Raw genomic sequence first — 24587 nt, forward strand, 5'->3', positions numbered from 1 at the left:
CATGCAGCTCTTCGCCCGCCTTGACGGATCCACCGGCGCTGTCCTCGAGGCCGGACTTGCCCGCACCGTCCCCAGCGGCGCGACCGCGATCAACGCAGGGCTCACACCGGCCGAGCTTGTCACCAAGGTCGTGGAAAGCCTCGCCCCCCTCACCATCTCCAACCGCCCGCAATCGCCGATCCCTACCAAGTCCGGCAGCACCGTCACCGTAGCAGGGTGTCCGACCGGAACCATCATCCAGGTGTTCGACCTGAGCGGGAACGAGTTCATGAGCATCACGACCGCGCCCAGCGACGGTTACAGCGAGGATTTCGTGTTCGCCGATCCCGGGGATTACGAGATCACCGTGACCGCCCCCCTGCCCGCCATGATAACGGTCTGGAGGTTCACCATCACATGACCGTCAACCTGTCCCGCTCGGCCGCATCACTGGCCACCATCGACCCGGTATTCGCCGCGGCGGTCAACAAGGAGCGCGACCGCCGGATTGATGCTGGCTTCACCTATGGCGCCAACACCTTCGACAGCGGCCCCGAGGACCGCGAGCGCATCATGGCCGCCGCCGCCATCGCCCGGTCTGCCATCGACGGCGGCGCATTGGCCGCAGACCTGCGCTGGTACGACGCCGGGGTGGATTTCGCGTGGATCGACGCCAGCAATGCCAGCGTCACCATGGACGCGCCAACCGTGGTCGCCTTTGGCGCCGCCCTCTTCGATCACGTCTTCACCCACATCAACGCGGCGCGGGCGCTCAAGGACACGGGGCTCGGGCCGGGAGAAACGGTTCAGGACGCGGGGCATTGGCCATGACCATCTTTGCAACTCCTCACCTGCACGGTCGCGGGCTCGCATGGGCCAGGACAACCATGAAGGTGAAGGGCTACGCGCCCGACGCCGAGGTCATGACCATCGTGCGCACCACCGCCGAGGGCGGCAAGATCGTCGGCGCCGTCATCCTCGACCAGATCGGGATCCACAATGCGCAGGTGCACGTGGTCTCTGACGGGAGCCGCGACGTGTTGAACCGGGCCGTGCTGCGGCGCGTGTTCAACTGGATTTTCGAAGAGCACGAGTTGCGGCGCGTGACGGGAACCATCCCGGCTGATAATGTGGCGGCACAGGTCATGGCGCTGCGCCTCGGGTTCACCTTCGAGGGGCGCATCAGGGCCGGGGCACAGGATGGGTCCGACAACATCGTGATGGGCATGCTCGCAAGCGAGTGTGGCTGGTTGGAGGACTGAACCATGGGCGGAAGCGCACCGAAACCGGACAAGAACATCGGCAAAGCGGCCCTCAAGTCCGCGGAGCTGGGTGAAGACTTCTTCGCCTGGATGCAGGGTCAGGCCGACATCACGAACGATTGGGCCGAGGAAGACCGCAACCGCTACCTCGAAGTGTTCCGCCCGGTCGAGGACAGGTACATCGCCGATGCGGCGTCCTGGTCCAGCCCTGAGCGCAAGGCGATGGAGGCCGACAAGGCCGTCGCGGACGTGCGTCAGCAGCAGGCCATCCAGCGCCAGGCCAATGAGCGCAGCCTGATCGCCAGCGGCGTCGATCCGCGCTCCGGGCGATACCAGGCGGAAACCCAGAAGCAGGGGAACGCCGAAGCACTGGCGGCCGCCGGGGCCGGAAACATGGCGCGCAGCCGCGTGGACGACACCGCCCGCCAGATGCAGTCGAACGTCATCAACATGGGCAACGGCATGGCCGTGAACCCGGCAACCAGCATCGGCCTCTCCAACACAGCGGCCGGCGCGGGGTTCAATGGCGCCATCAATGGGTACGAGGCGCAGGGTGACCTGCTCAACCAGCAGTACGGCCAGCAGATGGCCTCTTGGGAGGCCAGCCAGAATGGACTGGCCGGCATCGGCAGCGCGCTTGGGCAGATCGCCGGCGCTTTCTTGCCAGCAGGCTTCCTTTCCTCCAAGGAGGCGAAGGAGAACAAGCGCGAGGCGCCGGGCATCCTCGACGCGCTGGAGGGCGTGCCGGTCGAGCGCTGGAACTACAAGGAGGGGCTGGGCGACGGCGGCGAGCATGTCGGCCCCTATGCGGAGGATTTCACGGCCGCGACCGGGCTGGGCGACGGCAAGACCATCAACGTGGCCGATGCCTTCGGGATCACGCTGGGCGCCGTCAAGGAACTGAACGCCAAGGTCGACAAGCTGACCAAGGGCAAGGGCGTCGGCATCGGGGAGGCGGCTTGAACCATGACCGTTTCGCCGCTCGCTGCCGCGCTTGAGGGGTTCGCCTCGTCCTACTCGGCCCGCAAGGACCGTGAGGCAGAGGATGCGCGCTCCGAACGGCCCGCCTACAGCCCCTATCGCACGCCAGGTGTGTTCGCCGGAGGCGACAGCCAATACGGCACCGGCGCATACTATCCGCCCAGCACCGGAGACCAGGACCGGGACGACATCCGCCGCGGCATCTATGAGACCGCCGACGAATTGGGCCTGCCGCCCATTGAGGTCGCCAAGCTGATTTCCTACGAGACCGCCGGCACCTTCGATCCGCGCCAGCCCGGCCCGACGACGCAATGGGGGCAGCACCGTGGCCTGATCCAGTGGGGCGTCCCGCAGGCGCGGCAGTATGGCGTCGATTGGAACGACCCGATCCGGTCGCAGCTGGGGCGCGACGGCGCCATCGTGCGCTACTTCCGGGATCGCGGCTGGAAGCCGGGCATGAACGGGCTCAACGCCTATTCGATCATCAACGCCGGAAGCCCCTACCGCTTCAAGGCCAGCGATGCGAACAACGGCGGGGCCCCGGGCACCGTCGCTGACAAGTATTTCAAGCAGATGGCCGACCACGAGCGCAACGCGGCGCGCTACCTCGGCATTTCCGGCGGCGAGTGGTCGCGCCCCACCCGCCGGAGCCCGCCGCCCGGGGCGCTTGACCGCAATGACCTGAAACCGCTGGGCCGGTCTGACCCGTCAACGGAGATCGCCGTGGAGCCCCTTGGTCGCGCCCCCGGCATTGCCCTCGAGGCCGAGCCGGATCCGGCCGTTGCGCCGCCGGCACCGCCCGGCATCGGCGTCCTGCCAGCATCCAACATCCTCTTTGACCCGAACGGAGGCCCCCGATGAGCATGAGCCCCTTTGCCGCCGCCGTGGAAGGCTTCTTCAAGGGCCGCGAAGCCCGCCAGGGATGGGAGGACAAGAAGCGCCAGCGTGAGCGTGATGACCAGCGCTGGGAATGGGAAGGCGAGGATCGCGACTGGACCCGCGAAGAGCGCGACCGTGCCCGCGAAATCGGAATCGAGGACCGCGACTGGACCCGGAAAAGCCGGGGCCGCGCCGAGACCGAATGGAGCCAGGAGGACGAGGACCGCGCCCGCCGGATCGAGGCAGAGGACGCGGGCAAGGAAGCCGACCAGGCCTATGGTGAGTACCTGCTTGGAGAACTCGGCATCGGCATCGACGGAATCGATGACGCCGAGGCGCGCGGTCCCACGCGGCCCCGATCCCGCCCGGCTCCGAAATCCGCCCCCCAGCCGGACGCCAAGACGACCGCACCCGGCATGACCCTTCCGGGCGAAGATCGCTCGCCCACGGCTCCTGACGCGCAGACCGGCCCGGTGTCGCGCACCGCCCCGGGCCTGCCCCCTGTCATGGCCGATGCGCAGCCGCCCGCCTATGATCCCGCGCCCGGCGTCATGCCGGCAAGCGCGGCCAAGCCCGAGCCTGCCCCGAAGACCGTCCCGGGCCGGGCTCTCTGGATCGCAGCCAAGAACCTCGTCACTGGCGATGGTCCCAGCAACCCCACGGCGGTCATGGACGACGCCAGGGAGGCCGCCGCCTTGTCTCGGACCCAGCAGGGGCCGGGGCAGATGCAAGCCCCCGGCATCGTCATGGAGATGCCACCTCAACCGCCGACCGGGCCGGATGCCGCGCCGGTCGCGCCCGCCATTCCGGGCGCACTCGCCACACCTTCGGCCCCGGCCGACACATACGCGCCGCAGCAGTCTCCGGCCCAGACGGCCATGCCCGCAGCACCCGCGCCCACCGCCCCCAATTCGGCGCCGACCCCCGCGCCGGGCGCGGCGCCTGGTGCCAACCCGGCCATTACCGCCCCGGCCGGCGCCCCGGCGGCCCCCACCACCGCCCCGGCCGCACCGTCCGCGCCAAGCACAGACGCCGCTCCGTCCCCGACGCGAGCTGCTGCCGCCGCCGTTCAAACCGCCGCCGCCTCAATAGGCATCGACCCGACGACGCCAGCCGCCGCCAAGGACAGCCGCATGATTTCGGCCTTCCAGGACGATTATACCCAGCGTGTCGCGCCGAAGATCGTCAACGCCTACATCAAGGCCGGCCAGCCCGAGAAGGCCAAGGCATTCGTGGACTTCCTCAAGGACCGGAATGTGAAAACGGCCCAAGGCCACTGGTCACGCGCCGTTCTTGCCGCCACGCGCGGAGACGAAAAGGGCTTCGTGGATGGCATCGCCGCCGCCTACAACACCAAGGGTTTCTTCGATGACGGCTATCGCATCGTGCCCGAGGAAAGCGGCTTCATGCGCGAGAATGGCGCATTGGTGCAGGGAAAGGCGCGCATCACCTTCGAGAACGAGGCGACGGGTGAGAAGTTCACGCAGGTCGTGGAAGGTCAAGATGACCTCTACCGCCTCGGGATCGAGCACCTGTCCGCTGAGGCAGCATTCGAGCGCCGCTGGGCTGCATTCGAGCAGGGCCGCGCGACCGCACTGGACAAGGAGCCGTCCGAGAAGGAGATCACCGACTACATCAAGGTGTTCTCCGACCCGACGACCGGCGACCCCAACTTCCGGCTGCTCTCGCCTGGCCAGCAGCGCCAATACGTGCTGGAGATGGTCAGACGCGGCCGGGCATCCGGCGGCGCGCCCGGCATCGACCCGGCCTCCGTCCCGATCTACGGCGAACGATAGGTTCCCCGCCGCGCGGCTCTCTGCTATCGTCGCCCGCATGAGCGCGTGGCGCAGGATGCGCCCCTCACGGTAAAACGAGGGGCCATCCATGTCTGACGGGATTTTCAAATCCGACGCCTTCGATGCGGGCTATGCCGGCGAGAAGGGCCAAGCCACGCCGCAGAGCTTCCGCAGCAGCATCGAGGCACTGGCGTCGCAATCCGGCGTCCCGGTGAACGTGCTGGTGGCCTATGTCGAGGCCACGGGCACGAATGACCCCACCGAAAGCCTCGCCGTCGCCGCCCGTGTGGCCGAAACCTTCGGTCCCCAAGTCAAGGCCGGCGCCAACATCGAAGACCTCGTGATCGGCACCGCCCGCGACAAGGCGTCCGGTCAGCAGTTTCTTGAGCGCGCGCGGATGATCGGGCACGAGATGTATCCCGACCGCGTGCCGGAAGACCCTTTCGAGGGCGAAGGCATCGGCAGCAAGCTCGCCCGGCGCGGCCAGCAGTTCGTGCGGGGCGCCAACGAGGTGGTCGCATCGGTCCCCGAGGCCATCGGCGTGCGCCAGGCGCAGGAGGACCAAACCCAGATCGACGCGAGCCGGGGCTTCGGGCAGCGTTCGGAAGGCCGCATTGCAGGCATCCAGGAGCAACTGGCCGATCCCAACATTCAAGGAGAGGCGCGCCGCCGCCTCGAGGGAGACTTGGCCATCTATCAGGGAATGGCGCGCAATGGCGCGGCCCAGCCCGAAACCGCCGCGCCCGCGCAGGATCGTCCCGTGTTCAAGGCCGGGCAGCAGGTGCGCGATGCCGTCTCCGGCGTCGTGGGCGAACCCGACTGGCGCGATGACAGCTTCATGGGCGCCCTGTCCGAAGGCGCGGGCAACATGACCGGCTTCATCGCCGGATCGCTCGCCGCAGGGGCCGTGGGTGGCCCGGGCGCCGCCATCGCCTCCGGTGCCGCCATGGGCTCCAGCATGGGCCAGTCCCAGCAATACCGCGAAGCCATCGCCGCCGGGGCCGACGAAGAGACCGCCCAGACCGCCGCGCAATGGGGCGCGCTGATCGGATCGGCGGAAATCGTGCCCATCGCGCGCGGGCTCAAGATGCTGCCGCCCAAGGTGCGTTCCAAGGTCGTGGATGTCGTCGGCAAGCGCGCCAGCCACATCCTGCAGACGGCCGGCGAAGAGGCCGCACAGGAGTTCCTGTCGCAGGTCGCGGGCAACATCGTGGCGCAGCAGCTCTACGACCCCGAGCGCGGCTGGACCGAAGGCGCGGGCGAAGCCGCGCTGATCGGCGGCATCCTCGGCGGCGGTGTCGGTGCCCTGGGCAGCGGCGATCCGATCCTGCGCGAGCGCCCGGCGGCAGAGCCCACGCCGGAGGATACCGGCCCCGCCGGGCTCCTGCCGCCGCCCGCCCTGATAACCCCGCCGCCCCCGCGCCCCGATGCACCGCCGCCCGCACCGCCGTCCGGCCCCATGGGTCAGGCATTGCAGGACGCGCCCGACTTCCTCGCGCCCGGCCTCAAGGCCAGCGATCCGGTGACGATCGATGTGGGCGGCAGCAAGATCGCAGGCACGCTGCGCGGCGATGATGGGGCCGTTCTGGAGATCGAAGAGGACGAAACCGGACAGGTCTTCGAGATCCCGCGCGAGGACATCGAGGCAGGCATCGCCGTGGTTTCGCCGCGCCGCGATGACGCCGATGTCGAGCGCGCCGCTGGCGACGAGAAAAGCAGTCTCTCCAAGCGCGCCGCCGGCCGCGTCCGGCCGCCGAACGACGCCACCCGCGACGACGAGCCCAAGACGGCCGAGGAAGCCCGCCGCCGGGCCAATGTGATCGCCGACCATGCCGAAGAAGCGGGCTGGTCCTCCCGGCTGCGCGACACGCACCAGGCGCTCACCGATCTGGCCGAGCAGTTGGACAAGGAGCAGGCGAAGGCAAAGGCCGCGCCAGAGAAACAACCGAATGTGGCGGAAGGTCGGGCCGCCGCATCGTCGCCCGCCGCCCCCGAAACTCCGGTTGCGTCCCCCTCGGGGCCGGATTCGGGCGCGGCGGCGGGCGATGTCATCACCAAGAAGGATGGAAGCCCGTTCGGAAACCTGGCTGCGGCCAAGCGTGGCGTGAAATCGCGCGGGCTGGACCCCGAGACCGTCACCTTCGAGGAGGTCGAGGGTGGCGTGATCGCCCGGCCGGGGGGCGCAACTATTGCACCCCAAGAGGTGCAGGCCGCGAGCCCCGAAGAGGCGCCAGCGCAACCGGATTCGGCGGTTCAGGAACCGGAACAGGCGATTTCGCAACCGGAAGAGCCTGAAACGCAACCGGAGGCGCCCGAGGCGGCGCCGGTCGAGGCCGCGCCCGTTGACGCCATGCCCGATGCCGAGATTGAGCCGGCCCCGGAGCCTGACCAGGTGAACGACGACGATGCAACGGCATGGGATGGCCTGAACGCCAGCCAGCGGGAAAGCATCGTGCGCGAGGCGGGCTACCTCGAGCGCGGCGCCATCTCGCCCGAAGGCCGGAAGACCATCAATTCGGATTGGCGCAAGCTGCCGAAAGCCGCGCGCGACAAGCTGACCGATGCCGCCGTGTCGCTGAACGACCGCAAGCGCCCGGCGGATCAAAACCCGATCAAGAAGCCCGATCCGATGCCTGCACCGGACGAGCGCTTGCAAGGCGACATGTTCGGCGGCCAGGCCAAGACCGAAACCCAGATGGCCGACGCCGAGAAGGCCCGGCGCGAGTGGGGCGCCTTCATCGGCATCGCTTCCAGTGGCAAGACCGACCTGTGGCAAGGCGAGATCGAAGGACATCAGGTCACAGTGCGCGACGGCAGCCGCATCACAATTCGCGGCGCCGGGGATGCGGCCGCCGTACTGGCCGACCGCGACGTGGACGGAATGTCCCGCCGCGAGATTGCCCAATGGGCGCGCGGCGTCATCCCCAAGGCGGCGAAGGAGCCCACGCCAGGGGCGCCGGATGCCGCCCAGATGCAGCAGGTCGCGCAAGAGGCCGCCCCGGATCCGACCGATGGGCAGAAGGAGGCCGGCAACTACAAGAAGGGCCACACCAGCTGGAACGGGCTTGGCCTGACCATCGAGAACGCCAAGGGCACCGAGCGCAGCGGCACCGCGCCCGATGGCTCCACCTGGTCGGTCGAGATGCCGGCGCATTACGGCTATTTCAAGCGCACCGAGGGCGCGGACGGCGATCACGTCGATTTCTACATGGGTGATGCGCCCGAGAGCGATTACGTGGTCGTGGTGGATCAGCGGGACGCCGACACCGGCCGCTTCGATGAGCATAAGGTGATCCTCGGCACGTCGACCAAGACCGAGGCGCTGGACCTCTACCGCAAGGGCTTCTCCGATGGCCGCGCCGACGAGCGCATCAAGGCCGTCACCGAGTTCGCATCCGTCGAGGATTTCAAGGCGTGGCTCAAGGACGGCGACACGACCAAGCCGCTGGCGAATGAGGCCGCGCCCATCGCCCCGAACCGTACCGGCGATAGCCTGGGCGAAATGACCGAGCAGCAGGCGTTCGAGATCGCCAAGAGGATCGTGGAGCGCGGTCAGCAGAACACTTCCGGCATGAATATGCCAGAGGGCTACAAGTGGTCTGGCGGTGAGTGGCTTGGCAAGAACCGCATCAAGAACGCCAAGGGCAAACTCTTCATCGAGCCCGAACGCGGGCTGGATGCCTATTATTTCAACATTGCCGATCTGGAGAAGGAGTTGGACAAAGCGAAAGGGCCGGACTTTTCCACCTATCGCCCGGCCCCCGACGCTTCGGATGGGTCTCAGCCCCCATCGGAAACTACCAAGGACGCCGCTATCACCCAACGGCCTCCCCGGAATGAGGCGACAATACCATCCTACGGCGCCTCCAACAAGCTGGTCAGCCAAGACCGGGCGGCGGAACTGCGCGCGAAGCTCAAGGCCAAGCTGCGCAACCAGCTGAATGCCGGTATCGACCCGGAAATCATGGCCATCGGCGCCGAGCTGGCCGTCTATCACATCGAGGCAGGTGCCCGCCGGTTCATCGACCTGGCCAAGGCCATCGCGGGTGATCTGGACACGACGCCGGCTAAGCTAAGGCCTTATCTGCGCTCCTGGTATAACGGGGCGCGCGACATGATCGAGGATCACGGGATGTCCATCGACGGCATGGACGACGCCCGCACCGTGGGCACGCTGGTCAAATCCGGCGTTCTGGATGACCTGCCCGCTGGCAACTCGACGGAAACGCCCCCATCTGATACTGTGGATAGCGACCAGGCACAGGAGACCGGCGATGCTGGGGCTGCAGTACGCGAGACAGATCAAGGACCACTGGAAGAAGCACCAGCCGGACCTGTACGCGAGCCTGGAGAAGGCGGGGACGCTGGACTTCAAGGCGAAGCAGCAGAGCCGGAACGTGGCGGACAAGGTGGCCGCGCTGATGGAAAGCGCGGGGATGCAAAAGCACGAGGCCGAGGAAGTCGTTCGCAACGAGCTGTATCCAGCGCCCAGCCAGACCTCCTGAGCCAAGCCGCCGAGACGGAGACCGTCAAGGCGGCCAAGCAGAAGGCCGCCGTGAAGCGCGCCCTGCCCCGCCTGCGCCGTCAGCTTGATGACATGGGGCTCAAACGCGTGCGCCTGCGCTTGGACGAGTTGGCCGGTCGCCAGGGCGGATTCGAGACGGACGGGGCCGGAAATCTCGCCATCCTGATCGGCGAAAGCCTGAACCTCGGGCACACCCTGCACCACGAGGCAATGCACGCGCTGCGCGCCATGGGCGCCTTTACCCGCGACGAGTGGAGCGCGCTGACCAAGCGCGCCAAGGACGGCTGGCTGGCCGAATACGACATCGCCACCCGCTATCCCGATCTTTCCGCGCAGGAGCAGATCGAGGAAGCCATCGCCGAAGCCTTCGCGGACTATGCCGTGGCGAAGGAACGGCCGCGCGTGCCGCGCTTGGTGCGTGCTGCCTTTGACCGGGCTGCCCGTGTCTTCTATGCTGTGCGCGCGGCCTTCATTGGCCAGAACGCCGAAAACGTGTTTCACCGAGCCCTTTCTGGCACCATCGCCAAGCGGACGGGCGCTGTAACGCCCGTCCGTACCGGCAAATCCCAAGCCACCGCGAAACCCGACGATGCCGACCTCATGCCCAAGGAGCGGGGCCTGCTGTCGCAGATCATGACCGACGCCATGGGCGGGCAGTATGGCCTGCTGGGTTTGGTGCCCGGCCGGGCGCTGCTGACCGAGCTGACCGGCAAGCTGCCATCGGCGCGAGACTACCTGCGCGCCAAGGAGAGCATGGATACCGACCGCCAGCGCTGGCACGAGCTGACGGATGAGGTCGCGCAATCGTGGCGCAAGATCATGCGCAAGAACCCCGACGCCAACAAGGAGATGATGGCGCTCATGCATGACGCCACCATTGCCGGGCAGGATCCCGACATGGAATTTGCGCCCATGGCCACGTCGCAGGACAAGGACATCCTGACCGGCGAGGACTGGCGCGGCACCTATGCCTTTGACGCGGCCACCCGGCGGCTCAAGAGCGATCGGTCCAACAGCCGCGCCCATGCGGAGCTCAAGCAGCGGTTCGATGCGCTGCCGCCGGAGTTCCAGGACATGTACCGGACGGTGCGCGAAAGCTACAAGAAGCTGGCCAAGGACTTTGATGAGGCGATCCTGACCAACATCGACAAGAGCATGTCGGTCGCGCTGGAGCGTGCGGAACGGACCTACAAGTCGGACCTCAAGGCGATTGCCGAGGAAGGTCTGACTGGCGACGAGAAGGCCGCCGCAGAGGAAGAGGCGAAGAAGAAATACGCCTGGGCCAAGCGCAACAACCAGTACGCGCGGAAGTCCCGGCTGGCGTCCCTGCGCAAGCAGTTTGAGGCGTCCCGCCTGCAGGGGCCGTATTTCCCGCTGTCGCGCTTCGGCCAGTATTTCGTGACCGTGCGGGATACCGATGGAAACGTGCTGTCGTTCAGCCGCTTCGAAAGCGAGCGCGAGCAGCAGGCATTCATCAAGGAGCAGAGCGGTCCCGATCAGGTGGTCGAGGCGGGCGTGCTGGACGATTCCGCCGACTGGAAGGATCAGGTGGACCCCAGCTTTGTCGCCGACATCGAGGCGATCCTCGGAGGCACCGATGCGGATGCGGCTGTCATGGATCAAATCTGGCAGCGGTGGCTGACCAGCCTCCCGGATTTCTCGGCGCGCAAGCGGCAAATCCACCGGAAGAACCGGGCCGGATACAGCCATGACGCCTTCCGCGCCTTCGGCCGCAACATGTTTCATGGGGGGCACCAGGTCGCACGCCTGCGTCACGCCATGGACATGGAGCTTGCGCTCGACCGGGCGCGCGCCGAGGCCGCGGCCAGCGACGACCAGAACCGCAACACGATGGTTGTCAACGAGATGGGCCGTCGCCACGCTTTCATCATGAACCCCAAGGGGTCGAAATGGGCGCAATGGGCCACCAGCGCGGCCTTCGTCTACTATCTCGGGGCCACGCCGGCCGCCGCCGCCGTGAACCTCACGCAGACCAGCGTTGTAGGCATCCCGGTTCTGTCGGCAGGATTCGAGAAGGCCACAGCGGCCCAGGCCGCCAAGCAGCTTGGCCGCGCTTCCCGAGATTTCCTCAAGGGTCGCGGCGAGGCGCAGCGCAGCAAGGACATCTCCCGCGACGAGTGGCGCGCGATGAAAGCGGCCTATGATCGGGGTGTTGTGGACAAGTCGCAGGCGCACGACCTGGCCGGCATCGCCGACACGGGCGTCGAGTATTCCGACACCCGCATGCGGATCATGGGCAAGATCGCTTGGATGTTCCATCAGGCCGAGCGCGCGAACCGCGAGGTCACGTTCCTTGCAGCCTATCGCATGGCCAAGGCGCACGGCATGGGGCACGAGGCAGCCGTAGACAAGGCCGCGGACTTGACGTGGAAGACCCACTTCGATTACCAGAACTGTGTGGATGGTGAGACCGAAATTCTCACGCTGGATGGCTGGAAGACCTGGGACCAGGTTTCGCCCGGGGACCGGATCATTTCGACAGACGACAGCGGAGCTGCGGTCGAGGTAAGCGTTCAGGATGTAAACGTGTTCCATAGACCTCAGGAAATCGCCCTGCTTTCAGGCGGCGGCCCGCGCCGCTTCTCGATGGCCGCCACCGACGATCACAAAGCTGTCGTCATGAAGCAGCAAAAAAAGGGCGGGCAACGGTTCTGGTCGGCGCCACATTTCGTTGAGACATCCGACCTTAACCGAACACATTGCATTCTGCGCGCGCCTCTCGCGCCGATTTCACGCCCATCGTCAGTCGGTGCAGACATGGCGCGCTTGATCGGTTGGTTCGTTGCCGAAGGCTGGTTCGCAAAAAACCGTGGCGCGAAGGACAAGAACAACGCGCGTCTTGAGCAATCCCAAGTCAAGAATGCTGACCATGTGTTGGAGATAGACGGCATTCTCAAGCGGCTGGGCGGCGCGCACTCCAGGCATATCGTCAAGAACGGACGCCATGTTCTGTGGTCGTTCTCGGGTGACATTGCCCGCGACCTCAAGGCGCTGGTCCCCCAAAAGTTGTTGAGGTGGGAGTTCCTGGCTTCAATGTCGGCGGAAGAAATGGAGGCCCTCCTGGACGCTTTCACAAAGGCAGACGGAAGCCAAAGGGGGAAGAATGGTTGCATAACGATCACCCAGAAAGCCTCTACGAACATCCAGAACCTCGAAGTCTTGCAGGCGATGGCGACCGCCCTTGGAAAGGTGGCGTCGATAGGTGTTTCATCCACCAGGGACATGGCGTGGCTGACCATTTCAGGGAATGGTCGCATCAAGAGCATCCGAACCTCTGTCAGGCGCCTGGAAAAGACCCGCATCCGGGTTCCTATGGTGTGGTGCCCCACGACTGACAACGGGCGTTGGGTGGCGCGGCGCAATGGTTGCGTGTTTGTGACCGGAAACACATCGCGACCGCGCGCCATGCAGAATGATGGCGCTAAGGTATTGTTAGTCTTCAGAAATTTCCAAATCCAGATGCTGTGGCGGCTGTTCCGCGACACGCATCAGGCGTTCAAGGGCGAGACGCCGCAGGCCCGCCGGGAGGCCCGCCGGCAGCTCGTCGGCATCACCGCTTCCATGATGCTGCACGCCGGGATCACCGGCACCTGGGGGTATGCGGTGCTGACCACGCTTCTGGGCCTGTTCTTCGATGACGGGCGCGACGATGTGGAGGAAGGGCTGCAACGCGCCCTGGTCGAGACGCTGGGGCCGGACGTGGCCGGCCTGCTGCTCAAGGGCGTTCCCGGCCATTTGACCGGCGTGGACCTCACCTCGCGCATCGGCATGCCGGAGCTTTGGTTCCGGGCCAGTGACCGTAAGCTGGAGGGCGATGACGTCTATAACTACTGGCTGACGGAGATGGTCGGCGCTGTGCCCGGCATGGTCGAGAACCAGGTGCGCGGCGTTCAGAAGATCATGGACGGGGAGGTCGTGCGCGGGATCGAAACCATGGCACCCAAGTTCATTCGCGACATCATCAAGTCCGGTCGCTACTACGGCGAGGGCGTGACGACCTACAATGGCGATCCGATCCTCGATGAGGTCGCGATGCACCAGGTCATTATCCAGGCCCTCGGGTTCACGCCTGCGCAGATCAGCGAACGGTATGACCAGAACGGCCGCATGAAGAACAAGGAGCGCCGCATCACGGACAGCCGGAAGAACGTGCTGCGCGAGGCCACGACCAGCATCATTGACACCGGTCAGGTATCGCGGGCTGCGATGCGCAGCATTGACGCATGGAACCGTGAGAACCCCGACTACCCGATCACCGGGGAAAGCGTGAAGCAGTCGCTTTCGTCGCGCATGCGGGCCAAGCAGCGCAATCAGGGCGGCGTCGGGCTCAATCCGAAGATCGATGATCGCATCAGGCGGGAGGCGGCGCCGGGCATCTACAACTGAGGTGTCAGGACCGTCCGGTCGGCCGACGTTCCCACATGATACCATTGGCTTGCGAAGTCGCGCGCGCGATCTGCGGCCTCATAGTCGCCTGCGTCTCGGTGCTGCTGAATGCAGATCGCGTATCTGAGCGCATCGCTTCCCTCGCAATGCTCCGGGTTGTTCTCGTCAAACCCCGTTCCAGCGAAGGCTGTGAAGCGCGCGCCCGGTCTGTCATCCCCGATCTGGCCAAAGTTCGCGCAGGCTGTGCGGACTTCGATTTTCTCAGGCCCGGAATGCATCGGCACCATATTCGGAATTTTCCTGGGGTACATTCGCGGACTCCTTTCATGAGCGTCTTCGACATATAGCCAAATTCCGGCCGCATGTGCTATATGTGGGCCATGAGCGCAGGAAGCGCCTGTTCCCGGTACACCCGCGATAGGCGTTTCCATGACCAATCAAGCTGTCCGCATGAAGGCACGCAACGGCACCACCGAACAGTGGGCCGCCGCGAACCCCGTTCTCTCCTCTGGTGAGATCGGCTTCGATACCGTCCGCAAGGTGCTGAAAATCGGCGACGGGCTCAGCACTTGGGCCGCGCTGACCGGCTTGAACACCGCCGAAGGCATCGAGATCGAAGGCGGTCAGACGCTCAACGACTTGACCGAGAAGAGCCTACAGCGGCGCAGCCGAGCCGATTTCATCGCCTGGGCGGCCGTGGCCGAGCCCATCGAGGGTCAGCTCGAGATGTATGACGGCTTGACCGTCAAGTACCGGGCAGGCGGCGATGCCTTCTCTGACGCGCCGGGCTGGGAGCCGCATGGCCGGATCAGCGTCCGTCATTGGGACATCAGCGGCGATGGGGCAGACGCCGTGGACGCGATCTGCGCCTGGGTCGGCGTGCCGGACATCGATTTCAGCGACGGCGATGCCGTTCTCGCCGCTTTTCGCAACACCCCGGCCCGGGTCATTCACGGCGACGGCGCGATCCTGACCTTCCAGCGGTCGCCGACCTTCAACAACATCCACCACGTCACGTTCAGGGACATGGTGTGGGAGGCCGACCCCGACACCGTGTGGGGAACCTACTTTGCGGAAGGGCCGGGCATGACCTGCGCGCGCCCCTTCGTGGACATCAAGGGCGAGGATTCCTCGGAGCGGCGTGGCCGCGACTACCACATCAGCAACGTGTCCTTCATCAACATGGTGTTCCGCGGGAACAGTGTGGCCTCGTGCATCGAACTCGAAAACACCTACCGCAGCACTTTCGCGCGCTGCCTGATGACCGAATGGCACGATGACGGATACGGCTTCATCACCGCCAAGGGGTCGCCGAACGAAAACGAGGCCGTGCGTCCGTCCGCTGGATCCGACAATGATCGTCTGAACGCCGCAAACCTTGCCGACTGGCCCATCGTCAACGGAGCGATCACCGCAGCGATCGATGACGCTGAAGGCGGCAACGCGGCCTTCACACTCACCGCCGCCGCCCCCGGGCAGACCTACATCAGCGAGACCTTCACCGTCACAGCCTTCACTGAGACGGTGGCGGCCGTTCGGCTGCGGCCCCGCGAGGCAGACTTTGCCGTGCTTCGCATCACGGGCCTCGACCAGGATTCCGAGGTGTTTGTCGACCTCACCGAATCCGTGGCGACGGTAGCAAGCGGCCCCGTGCAGGTGACGGTCGAAACCTATCCCAACGGCTATGTCGACCTGCTCGTGACCATGGAAAGCTCCATCAGCCTGAACGGCACGCTGGAGATCGGGATTGCGGCAAGCGACTCGTCCGATGCGGCGACGGCCGGCGACACCATCGACATCTACAATGCCGCCGTGTTCGCGGCTGAGTACATCATCCCGATTGATCCTACCCAAGACAAGAACGGCGACTTGACCCTCCTCGACTGCGTGATCGCTCAGCGGGTCCTGGCCGGCACCGTCGATACTTCCGGCGGGGCAGGTATCGGCGTCGGGGTTTACACGTCCGACATGAGCGCCCGGGGGTTGCAGATTTACTCCTGCGACATCGGCCTCGACGTGAACTATTCCTACAATCCCACCTTCGTGGACATCTTCAGCTTCAACACGGCGTCCAACATCTCGTATCGGATCGGCCGCTACGCTCACCGGGCGGTGTTCACCAAATGCTTCGTCGGCAAGTCGCGGATGGTGTTTGAGAGCTTCTACCACACCCTCGATGGATGCACGTTCAGCGGCGCGGCCGAGTTGGAGTTTCACGCCTACCGGCAGAAGGAGAACATGCGCGGGTTTATCGCGTCCGCAACCCGGCTGGCGCAAGCAGCTCCGAAATTCGTGGAACAAGGCAACGGCTACTTCACCGTCAACAAGGCTTGGGCGGTCGGCGAGTTGTTCGGTAAGGCCGGGAACCTGCCCACGGGGGTCGGCACGCGCTTGCAGGTGCAATCCGGCTCGGCGAAGTGGCCCGCCCTGCGCGTGACCACCGACATCGCCAAGCTGCCGGGCGGCATAGGCGCCGACGATGACGGCATGGCTTTCTCCGATGGCAGCAACTGGATCGCGGGCGTCATGACCGGCGCCTGGTGGGCTGAGCGGCTGTTCGTCGGCAAGGGGCAGTCGGGCGGCGATGCGCCGGCGCTGTTCCGGGCAAACCCCAACGGCCAGAGCGTCATCCTGTCCGGCATCACCAGCGATTTCGGCGAGTTCAACTTCGAGATGGGCCTCCGCACCGATCCCGGTCAGCCGTGGATGGCCAAAGGCGGGCTCCGCATCGAGGAATCCAGCACGCCCCCGGCGCCTCTTGACGGCCAAAGCACGATCTGGCGGAAAACGACCGGCGTTCTCGCTGTTCGCCGGAACGAGGGCAATGTCGTCACCGACGCTGACATGCTCGACCGCGCGAACACCACGCTGGATGGGGCCGGGCAGGTCTTCCACACACCCGCCCTCATCAGCCGCATCATTCCGACACTGAGCGAGAGCGATGCGAACGCAAGCGCCAACGTGGCCGCGCTGATCGCCGCCCTGGCCGAAAGCGCATCGACCGGCAAGACGGTCCAGACGACCGGCTTGAATGTGCCCATCAACGGTCAGATCGTCCTGCCGGCCGGAGGCGACTTCCGCTGGGAGGCGTCCAGCGACTTCCTCCTGCGGCCCATCGCCGACCAAGCGTCTGGCTTCCTTCGGCCTGCCAGCGAGGCCGTCGCCATGGCAGACGTGCGCCTTGTGGGGCTGCGAATGTCTCCGGGCATCAACGGAGGCACCGGGGAGCCCTATATTGGCGGGATGCTGTCCGGCCGGTTTGTGGACAGCGTTCTGGCTGACCTCATCTGCGATGGCCACAAGGGCGGCCCGGCCTTCAAGGTGGCCCTCTTCCAGAGCCGCATGGAGATGACGCAATTCCGCGGAGCCGTGGCCAGCGCAGCGACATCCGGGCTGCGCGTGGTCGGCGGTGCGGAAAGCGTGATCTATGGTGTCCAGGGGTCGGCCTTTGGTGATGGGATCGACATCTCGAGCGAGAACACGCCGGGCGGGGCCATGTTCGATCTTGGGCACCAGAACATCTCCATCGTGGGTGGCGCCATCGAAAGCTCCTCCACCGGGCTCAAGGTGCGCTGCAACACGAACGTCACCAAGGACATCGACGGCTGCACCTTGTCGGGTGTCGCCTTCACCTGCCTGGGCTCTGACAGCGGCACGCGCAACGCGCACTTCGTCAGCCAGACCGCCGCCGCAGCCGTGCGGTCGTTCACGATGCACGATGTCGCTTTCGATGAATCGGGATGCACCAATGGCGGCGCCGCCTGGGTGCTGGGCAACGTGATCGGCTGCTCGCTCGACTACACCGTCTCGGCGCCGCACAACACGGGCCTGCGGATCGAAGTGGATGGCGGCTCCGGCACATCCCCACAGCGCAACGAGATCGAATTGCGGAACAGCGAGGCGCCGACCGAAACGACCACGCCACAGGTCCAGGTTCTCAATGGGGTTCGGAACACCGTTCGCGCCAACATCACCGCACCGACTGCCTCAAGCGCAATCACCGTTGTGACCAGCGACAGGACGCGGATCGAGGGCGGCAAGATTGTCGGTGTGCCGACCGGCCAGATCGGCATCGACATCCGAGCCGGCGCGACAAACACGACCTGCAGCAACAACGACCTCCAGGGGACCGGCACGTCCTACTCGATTGCGGCCGCCGCCGCCGCGGGCACGCACATGCTGGGTAACGACCTCGGCGGCATGGCGACCGGCGGCACCGCGCCGGGCGTGTCGGCGAACGAGAGGGCGTGAGCGAACTGATGGACCCGCAATGGCTCTTCGAGAAACTCGGCGTGGTCGGCGTGATGCTGGGCGCGATGTTCTACGACCGCAAGCGTCTGCTGGACGAGTTGGCCAAGCGGGATGCGCGCATCGAAGAGTTGACGGCTCGGCTGCTGGAAAACGACGCAAGCCAGGTGCGCGAGAACATCGAGCGGGAATTGACCACCTTGGCCCATCTGCAATCGATCCTTCAACTCCTGGAGAAGTGGGAGGCCAGACAATGAAGTGGTGGAAGCTGTTCGCGAAGCCGCCAAAGCCCCCGGCGCCCGTTCCGCGATCCGAGGCTTCGCAGGAGCAGCGGCAGACGTTGCTCGAGGTGCAGCGCAAGCGGCGCGACCTCGAGCGCGAGATCGAGAAGACCATGACCAGGCTGGCAGAGCGGAGAACCTGACGTGTACCTTATTTCCTCCCTCATTCTGATGTGCATGGCCGTCGCCACGGCCCGCGCCTACATGCCCGGGCTCATCTTCCGGCTGAACCCGGCCGCACGCGACCTCGCATGGTCCTTCGTGCTCTTCATCGCCGCAGCCGTAGGCCGGTCGGTCTATTGGGCGCAGGTCCGGTTCATCATGGGCGACCATTGGGCGGATTTCCGAGACGCCCTCGGTGGCCTGACGGTCAACGCCGCATTCGATGCCATCCTGATCTTTGGCTTGTACCTGGCCATTCGCGCCCGATGGCAACTGCTGCCGCCCGATGTGCGGGCCGAAACAAGCGTTCTCCGAAGCATCACCTATCCCACTCCGCTGACCCTGCGGGCCTTCCTGAACTGGAGCGCACCAAATGACACCGACCGTTGAACAAGCCATCCAGCGCACGGCCGCGAAATTCGGCTGGCCGGCCCGCGCCCTTGGCGCCGTGATCGAGGTCGAGAGCGGCGGCCATGTTTTCACGACGATCAGCGGACGCCAGATGCCGCTGATCCTCTTCGAGCCGCATGTCTTCTACCGCTGCCTGCCTGACAACCTCAAACAGGAGGCGGTCGCCGCCGGCCTGGCCTATCGGAAATGGGGCACCAAGCCCTATCCGAAGGCGCAGGAGGACCGCTACCGGCAAATGGAGCGCGCCAAGGACATCCACGAAGAGGCCGCCTACATGGCCTGCTCCTGGGGCGTCGGTCAGGTGCTGGGCGAGAACGCCGCGTGGCTGGGCTATGCTTCGGCGCGGCAACTGGCCGAGACGACCATGAAGGGCATCGACGGGCAAATCGCCGTCATGGCCCGGTTCATCCAGAAACGCGGCCTGGGCGACGAGCTTGTGCGCCGCGACTGGCGCGGCTTCGCCCGCGCCTACAATGGCGCGGGACAGGTGGAGCATTACGCCTCGCTCATGGCCGCGGCCTATCGGCGCCTTGGAGGCGTCGAGTTGGAACGGGAAGACGACACGCTGCGCATGGGGGTGCGCGGCCCGGCGGTTTCCGACTTGCAAACCGACCTGCGGCGGCTTGGCTTTCCGCTGGCCGTCGATGGCGATTTCGGGCCGGCCACCAAGGCCGCCGTCATCGCCTTCCAGAGCCAGCAAAAGCTGATTGCCGATGGCATCGTCGGCCCCAAGACGCAGGGCCGCATCGAGGCCCTTCTCCCCAAGCCCGCGCCGAGCATTTCCGTGATCGACGCGCACCCCGCGAAACCGGCGGCCCCGAGCTTCTGGTCCCGCATCCTCACCCTCCTGGGCATTCGCCCGTAAGCGCGGCGCCTGCCGCAAGAAAGGAAAGACCATGTTCACGAACCAGATTGCGCTCATCCTCCGCGTTGCGCTGCTCTACCCGTTCGCCGGGGCGGCTGGCCTCTATTCCTGCATCGACTTCGATCAGGCCACCGGCTTGCTGACCATCGACCTCAGTGCCGCCTCCATCGTTGTGGCCGGCCTCATCTCGGGCAGCATCACCGGCGGCACCTTCGCCTGGTCGCGCATCGCCAAGAAGCTGGGCGGCGCCACCTGAGCGCCGACCCATCCCCGTCAGCCTGAAAGGAGAGCCCCATGGCAGCACGCGACCAGCACAAGCCCACGCCTTATGTCCTCTTGAGCCCGGGCAGCGCGCTTGCGATCACGCCGGACGACAACGCAGACCTCGAGTACGTGGTTCACACCATCAAGACCAACGTGTCGGGCACCGTCCGCATGCGTGCCGCCGAAAATCAGGCGGTTGTCGATGAATACCTTCTGGCCGGGGTCGAATACGGCCGCCGCATCGATCGCGTCTACGCGACCGGCACGGACGTGGACCTCGGCATCGTGGGGTGGTGGTAATGCGCCGCCGTAGGAGTGCCGGCGGCGCGGTCTCAGCCCTGCTGAACAATGTGCCGACTTCGCATGTGGTCGAGGTCGGCCAAAGCAACCTGAACTCCGATGGCTCCAACGGGCAAACGCCGCGCGCGTTCACGTTGGGCAATAGTCGGATCCTCGTCGGGGGCCGCACCGGCTTTCATCAGCTTTACCAGCCGGGCGTGAACAGCCACCCGATGGCGCCGATCAACGACAACGGCGAGGATATCGCCTATTGGGGACCGGAGGCGCGCTACCTCGAGTTGGAGCGCGCCGCCGGCCGCACCGAGCGCATGGTCATCACCAAGGTGACGCGCGGCGCGGCCAACGTCGCGGTGAACCTCGACCCTCTGGGGTCCGACAACCTGTTCACCGAGCTGAAGGCGCAATGCGCCCGCGCCGCCGCACTCTGCCCGGGCGGGTTCCTGCGCCAGACCATGCTCATGGGCATCGGCAATCAGGACGCCAGGACGGAGGCGTGGACAGACGCCTTCCTGGCCAACCTGTCGGCCTTCTGGGATGCGGTGCTGACCGAGATTTCGCCCGACATGACCCTGCGCCTCTGGCGCATCCGGCCGCATTCCAAACTGAACCCGGCCGTGGTCGGCGACGAGACCTATACCGCCTCCCTGCGCTGGAAGGCCGAGGTGCGCGAGGCCCAGATCGACTTTGCCAATAGCCACGACGGCGTGGAGATCTGCGACATCGACATCGAGGGCGACGACCTGTCGATCACGCACCCGCTGCCGGCGGTGATCGAGACCTGGGCCGAGCGCCTGCACGCGCTCGAGATGGGCACCTACACCGCGACCTACGGCAACATCTACCGGGCGATCCCGAACCAGCCCGACATGGTGCAGGAGCTGAACGCCACGCCCGGCGGCACCACGCAATCGGCGCGCATCACGCTGACCGGCCAGGCCCGCGCCGTGCCCATCTCGGTCCCGGCCGGCGTCCAGTGGCGTGCGATCCACACGCTGCACGCCAGCAACCCCGACGCCGTGACGCAGGACTGGACCACGGACGATGGCGTGCTGCACCTCTATGAAGACCTCGAGCTGCAAGGCGACAACCCCGCCCTCGGGGGGCAGCACGTCGACTACACCATCGACCTCGGCCCCGCCGCCAATGTGCAGCTGACCTTCCGCATCGCGACCTTCGGCGAGCTTGGTATGGACTTCGAAAACGGCATCTTTACCGCCATGGGGACGCCCTATGCCGACGCGACTGACCTGGTCGACCATTCCTCGAGCGGCACGCGGGCCACGACCGACGCCACCGGCCTGCTGAGTTACACCGCCGGCCTGCGGTCCAACGACCACACCTTTGTGGACCCGGATTGGGTGCGGCGGCTGACGGTCGATGGCGACGGATACAGCAATATCTCCCTCAACTCCGAAAACATCGACGCGGCGAACTACAGCAAGGCCCGCGTAAATTCGACTCTAAACGCCACAGTCGCGCCAGACGGAGCGACGACAGCAGATCTTCTCTACGCAGACGGCACCGCATCATCGACGCACATCCTCACGGTCAGCAACACCGTCACGGCATCGACCATCTACTGCGTCTCCCGCTACTTCAAGGCGGATGCTTTCACGCGCATCCGCATGAACCTGACGACGGCAAATGGGTGGGACAACTTCCGGGGGATCTCGGTCAATCTACTAGACGGTTCCTTCTCCAATGTCGGCATCGGGGGGCTGTCATCTGGCGTAGAGTATGCGGGGAACGGATGGTGGCGGATATGGGTGTCCGGTCAGACCACCACGACGACGGCATCTGTTTCGATCATCCTCGAAAACCTTGCCGGAGCCACGACGTTTAGCGGTGACAATTCGTCGGGCGTGTTCGCTTGGGGCGGCATGATCAACGTGGGGCATTATCCCCGCGCTTATGCCCCCACCACAGGGACGATTGCGAATGTCGCGGCGGAAACCATTTCGGTCGCATCCGGCTTGTTCCCTGCGATCCAGAGCGGCGCAGAGCTGACGATCAACATCGAATGCGAGTTCGTTTCTCAAGGGCCAGGATTGGCGACAGGTTGCACGCTGCTGCGAAGCTTCGACACCGGGAGTGACCGCTTTGCGATCGTCCACGACTCGTCGGCAGACACTGGGCTCCTAAAGGTGGCGGGAGTATCAACGGCAGGCGGTGTGAAATTGGTCAGTACCGCCGCCGACAGTTACCCATACGGACAGCGCCACACGATCAAGATTTCGGTTGCGATCAAAGACAATGCTATGCGGGTGGTGATCGACGGATCCACCATTGGCGAGGACACGACCGCATGGACGGCGCCAGACCTTTCCGCCGAGACGCTGGATTTCGCCTTCACCGGTCAGGTGAGCTACAAGACTGTCGAGATCCACGAGACCTATTGGACCGAGGCACAGCAACAGGGGTGGACAGCATGAGCGTGTGGCTTAATCCCGATGGCTCCGATGCAGAGCCGAACGCCCCCGGCGCGGTCCGCGTCTTCGTGAAGTTCGAGACGGACGGCTCGCTGTCCATGATGCTGCGGGCCGCGTCCTTTGACGACATGATCACGGCGGGGCAGGGGCTGCCGGTGCCGATGTTCGATCAGGATGGGCGGCAGGTGCCGGGCGTGTCGTTCTTTCCCTTCCCGTCGCCTCTCATGACGCCACCGACATTCGACAGCGAAGGCAACATGACCGACCCCGGCACAAGTGATCCCCGCGCCCACGCGAACGCAACGATGACGCCAGAGCTTGTGGCGCGCGGGGCGTGGCGCGCGCCGGCGCTGGCGTGGTCCGCTGGTGAGCCTGGGCAGGCCAACGCTGGAGAGGAAACGCGCGTTCTGGCGGGCGTCGAGCTGATCGACCCGGAAAGCCTGTCGTCCCCATCGGCGGGGCTGCATATCTGACCGGCGGTTTCAGGATTGGTCTTGGATCTCAAGTTCGTCGAGCTTGGCGCGGGCCTCTTGGATCGTCATGGAAAGATCGTTCCATCGGCTGACCGCGAACGCGACAAGCCCCCAGAAGGCGATGAAACCCGCCCACTGCATGGCCGCGCTGTCAAGCAGCAGGCCCGGCCCCCAGAAGACGCCGACCATGGTTGCGATCGCCGCGACCGTCTTGGCCAGTTGGGCGGTGAACCCGGGGCGCTGATCGACAATTCTGATCCTGATGATGTTTTCTGGCATGTCTTCACCTTGGCGTTTCAGGATTTCTGGTTGCAGCGCGGACAGGGCAGCCCGCGCTTGTTCTCTGAGACTGTCCATTCATCGGCGATCCAGCCGGTGTCATGCCCGCAGTGGGGGCAGGCAAAGCGAATGCCGGGGCTGCCGCCAGGTAGGTGTCCAGCGTCGGCAACTCGCATCCGTTTGACCGGTTCAGATCGTGGCAAGTCGTCTTTGGCAAAGAGCATGCCGGCCTCCGGGGGATTTCAGGATTGGCGCGCGAGAACGGCGCGGCGGATGAACCAGAAGCCAATGCGGATCATTGTCCAGCGGCTGAACGACCAAGTGATGTCAGCCTCTGGATTGAGGTCGCTGATCCGCAGGGCGTAGCGATAGGCTGGGTCTGCGGTTGTTCTGGTCAATTCCAGCCTAGGGCCAGATTGGTGCCAAAGAATGCCGTTACTCTCTTTCATGCTCGCCCCTCCGCGCGGTCGATCCGCTCAATCTCAGCCAAGATCAACGCTCCAGCGCGCACAAGGTCTGCCCGCCTCGACTTCGGCTTCCACCATTTTGCGGACCATGGCCAGTCGAACGGAGCACCACGCGCCGCTTCTATGATCGGATCTGTGAGCGCATAGCAGGCGGCGGCATTGGCGAGATCACCGGCCTGATAGGCGTCGTCCTTATCGGGCGCCCAGCCCTCTACGTCTTGCTGACGCTGGCGCTCCGCTAGCACATCGAGGGCGGCTTGCGTCACGTCTCTATGGGTACTCATAGGTCGGCCTCCATGATTTCGTCGTCTGTCGTGTCCGCATGGGCATCATGGCCACAAGCCACCCACCGCGTCTTGCGCCCGCACATGCACTCTGTGCGCTGCTGGAAAGCGCCGCCAGGCCTCCACATGATCGCTGCCTGCGCCCCGCACGACGGGCAGTCATGCTTGGCGTAGTCGAAGAACAAACTCCCGTAAAAAAACTGCATGTCTTCACCTCCGGGCGGTTTCAGGATGGCGCCCGCAGGGCGGTCTTTGCGGGCGGGATGGTGTCTAGGTGCAGGCCGAACGGCAGCCG

General features: G+C 65.5%; 21 protein-coding genes. 16 read left to right on the forward strand and 5 right to left on the reverse strand.

The window, feature by feature from the left end; genetic code table 11:
• Position 1: 1 nt before the first annotated feature.
• The 7 genes from MF270_RS24055 (at position 2) to MF270_RS24085 (ending at position 13829) form a co-directional block, all read left to right on the forward strand.
• The gene (locus MF270_RS24055) at positions 2–400 is read left to right on the forward strand and encodes a hypothetical protein (RefSeq protein WP_238368287.1); all 399 of its coding nucleotides are present in this window, start codon (positions 2–4) and stop codon (positions 398–400) included.
• Positions 397–810, forward strand: a complete 414-nt coding sequence (locus tag MF270_RS24060; protein WP_238368288.1) for a DUF4376 domain-containing protein — start codon at positions 397–399, stop codon at positions 808–810. The genes MF270_RS24055 and MF270_RS24060 overlap by 4 nt, the downstream gene beginning before the upstream one ends.
• On the forward strand, positions 807–1241 hold the full coding sequence (locus MF270_RS24065) for a GNAT family N-acetyltransferase (protein WP_238368289.1): 435 nt from the start codon (positions 807–809) through the stop codon (positions 1239–1241). The genes MF270_RS24060 and MF270_RS24065 overlap by 4 nt, the downstream gene beginning before the upstream one ends.
• Before the next feature lie 3 nt (positions 1242–1244).
• Positions 1245–2204: a tail fiber domain-containing protein gene (locus tag MF270_RS24070; protein WP_238368290.1), complete on the forward strand. Its 960-nt coding sequence runs from the start codon at positions 1245–1247 to the stop codon at positions 2202–2204.
• Between the two features lie 3 nt (positions 2205–2207).
• Positions 2208–3083, forward strand: coding sequence for a hypothetical protein (locus MF270_RS24075; RefSeq protein ID WP_238368291.1), 876 nt, complete (start codon positions 2208–2210; stop codon positions 3081–3083).
• Entirely contained in the window at positions 3080–4897 is a 1818-nt protein-coding gene (locus tag MF270_RS24080) for a hypothetical protein (RefSeq protein WP_238368292.1), read from the forward strand. The genes MF270_RS24075 and MF270_RS24080 overlap by 4 nt, the downstream gene beginning before the upstream one ends.
• 88 nt (positions 4898–4985) lie before the next feature.
• Entirely contained in the window at positions 4986–13829 is an 8844-nt protein-coding gene (locus MF270_RS24085; RefSeq protein ID WP_238368293.1) for a PLxRFG domain-containing protein, read from the forward strand.
• On the opposite strand, the gene MF270_RS24090 is transcribed toward MF270_RS24085, so the two are convergent.
• The gene (locus MF270_RS24090) at positions 13820–14140 is read right to left on the reverse strand and encodes a hypothetical protein (protein WP_238368294.1); all 321 of its coding nucleotides are present in this window, start codon (positions 14138–14140) and stop codon (positions 13820–13822) included. The genes MF270_RS24085 and MF270_RS24090 overlap by 10 nt on opposite strands.
• A gap of 139 nt (positions 14141–14279) precedes the next feature.
• On the opposite strand from MF270_RS24090, the gene MF270_RS24095 reads away from it, so the two are divergent.
• From MF270_RS24095 to MF270_RS24135, 9 genes are read left to right on the forward strand one after another with little or no spacing between them, the layout of a single operon-like run.
• Complete coding sequence (locus MF270_RS24095) at positions 14280–18080, forward strand: hyaluronate lyase N-terminal domain-containing protein (protein WP_238368295.1); 3801 nt, start codon at positions 14280–14282, stop codon at positions 18078–18080.
• Entirely contained in the window at positions 18077–18334 is a 258-nt protein-coding gene (locus MF270_RS24100) for a hypothetical protein (protein ID WP_238368296.1), read from the forward strand. The genes MF270_RS24095 and MF270_RS24100 overlap by 4 nt, the downstream gene beginning before the upstream one ends.
• The gene (locus MF270_RS24105) at positions 18331–18501 is read left to right on the forward strand and encodes a hypothetical protein (RefSeq protein WP_238368297.1); all 171 of its coding nucleotides are present in this window, start codon (positions 18331–18333) and stop codon (positions 18499–18501) included. Before MF270_RS24100 ends, MF270_RS24105 begins: the two co-directional genes overlap by 4 nt.
• Before the next feature lies 1 nt (position 18502).
• Positions 18503–18910: a hypothetical protein gene (locus MF270_RS24110; RefSeq protein WP_238368298.1), complete on the forward strand. Its 408-nt coding sequence runs from the start codon at positions 18503–18505 to the stop codon at positions 18908–18910.
• Positions 18894–19796: an N-acetylmuramidase domain-containing protein gene (locus tag MF270_RS24115; RefSeq protein ID WP_238368299.1), complete on the forward strand. Its 903-nt coding sequence runs from the start codon at positions 18894–18896 to the stop codon at positions 19794–19796. Before MF270_RS24110 ends, MF270_RS24115 begins: the two co-directional genes overlap by 17 nt.
• A 31-nt stretch (positions 19797–19827) precedes the next feature.
• The gene (locus MF270_RS24120; protein WP_238368300.1) at positions 19828–20052 is read left to right on the forward strand and encodes a hypothetical protein; all 225 of its coding nucleotides are present in this window, start codon (positions 19828–19830) and stop codon (positions 20050–20052) included.
• A 38-nt stretch (positions 20053–20090) separates the two neighbouring features.
• A complete protein-coding gene (locus MF270_RS24125) occupies positions 20091–20360 on the forward strand; it encodes a spike base protein, RCAP_Rcc01079 family (protein ID WP_238368301.1) in 270 nt (89 codons plus the stop codon).
• Positions 20360–22792: a phage head spike fiber domain-containing protein gene (locus MF270_RS24130; protein ID WP_238368302.1), complete on the forward strand. Its 2433-nt coding sequence runs from the start codon at positions 20360–20362 to the stop codon at positions 22790–22792. The genes MF270_RS24125 and MF270_RS24130 overlap by 1 nt, the downstream gene beginning before the upstream one ends.
• Positions 22789–23262 carry a hypothetical protein gene (locus tag MF270_RS24135; protein ID WP_238368303.1) on the forward strand — a complete coding sequence of 158 codons (474 nt, stop codon included), beginning with the start codon at positions 22789–22791 and terminating at the stop codon, positions 23260–23262. The genes MF270_RS24130 and MF270_RS24135 overlap by 4 nt, the downstream gene beginning before the upstream one ends.
• Before the next feature lie 9 nt (positions 23263–23271).
• Here MF270_RS24135 and MF270_RS24140 read toward each other — a convergent pair whose 3' ends face one another.
• From MF270_RS24140 to MF270_RS24155, 4 genes are all read right to left on the reverse strand, one after another.
• Positions 23272–23619, reverse strand: coding sequence for a hypothetical protein (locus tag MF270_RS24140; RefSeq protein ID WP_238368304.1), 348 nt, complete (start codon positions 23617–23619; stop codon positions 23272–23274).
• Positions 23620–23783: 164 nt separating this feature from the next.
• Positions 23784–23990, reverse strand: a complete 207-nt coding sequence (locus MF270_RS24145; protein WP_238368305.1) for a hypothetical protein — start codon at positions 23988–23990, stop codon at positions 23784–23786.
• Positions 23987–24292 carry a hypothetical protein gene (locus MF270_RS24150; RefSeq protein WP_238368306.1) on the reverse strand — a complete coding sequence of 102 codons (306 nt, stop codon included), beginning with the start codon at positions 24290–24292 and terminating at the stop codon, positions 23987–23989. The genes MF270_RS24145 and MF270_RS24150 overlap by 4 nt, the downstream gene beginning before the upstream one ends.
• Positions 24289–24587: hypothetical protein (locus tag MF270_RS24155; RefSeq protein ID WP_238368307.1), on the reverse strand; the 299-nt coding region annotated here is incomplete at its 5' end. The genes MF270_RS24150 and MF270_RS24155, both read right to left, overlap by 4 nt.

This window comes from Mesobacterium pallidum (genome assembly GCF_019966535.1).
GTDB lineage: Bacteria > Pseudomonadota > Alphaproteobacteria > Rhodobacterales > Rhodobacteraceae > Mesobacterium > Mesobacterium pallidum.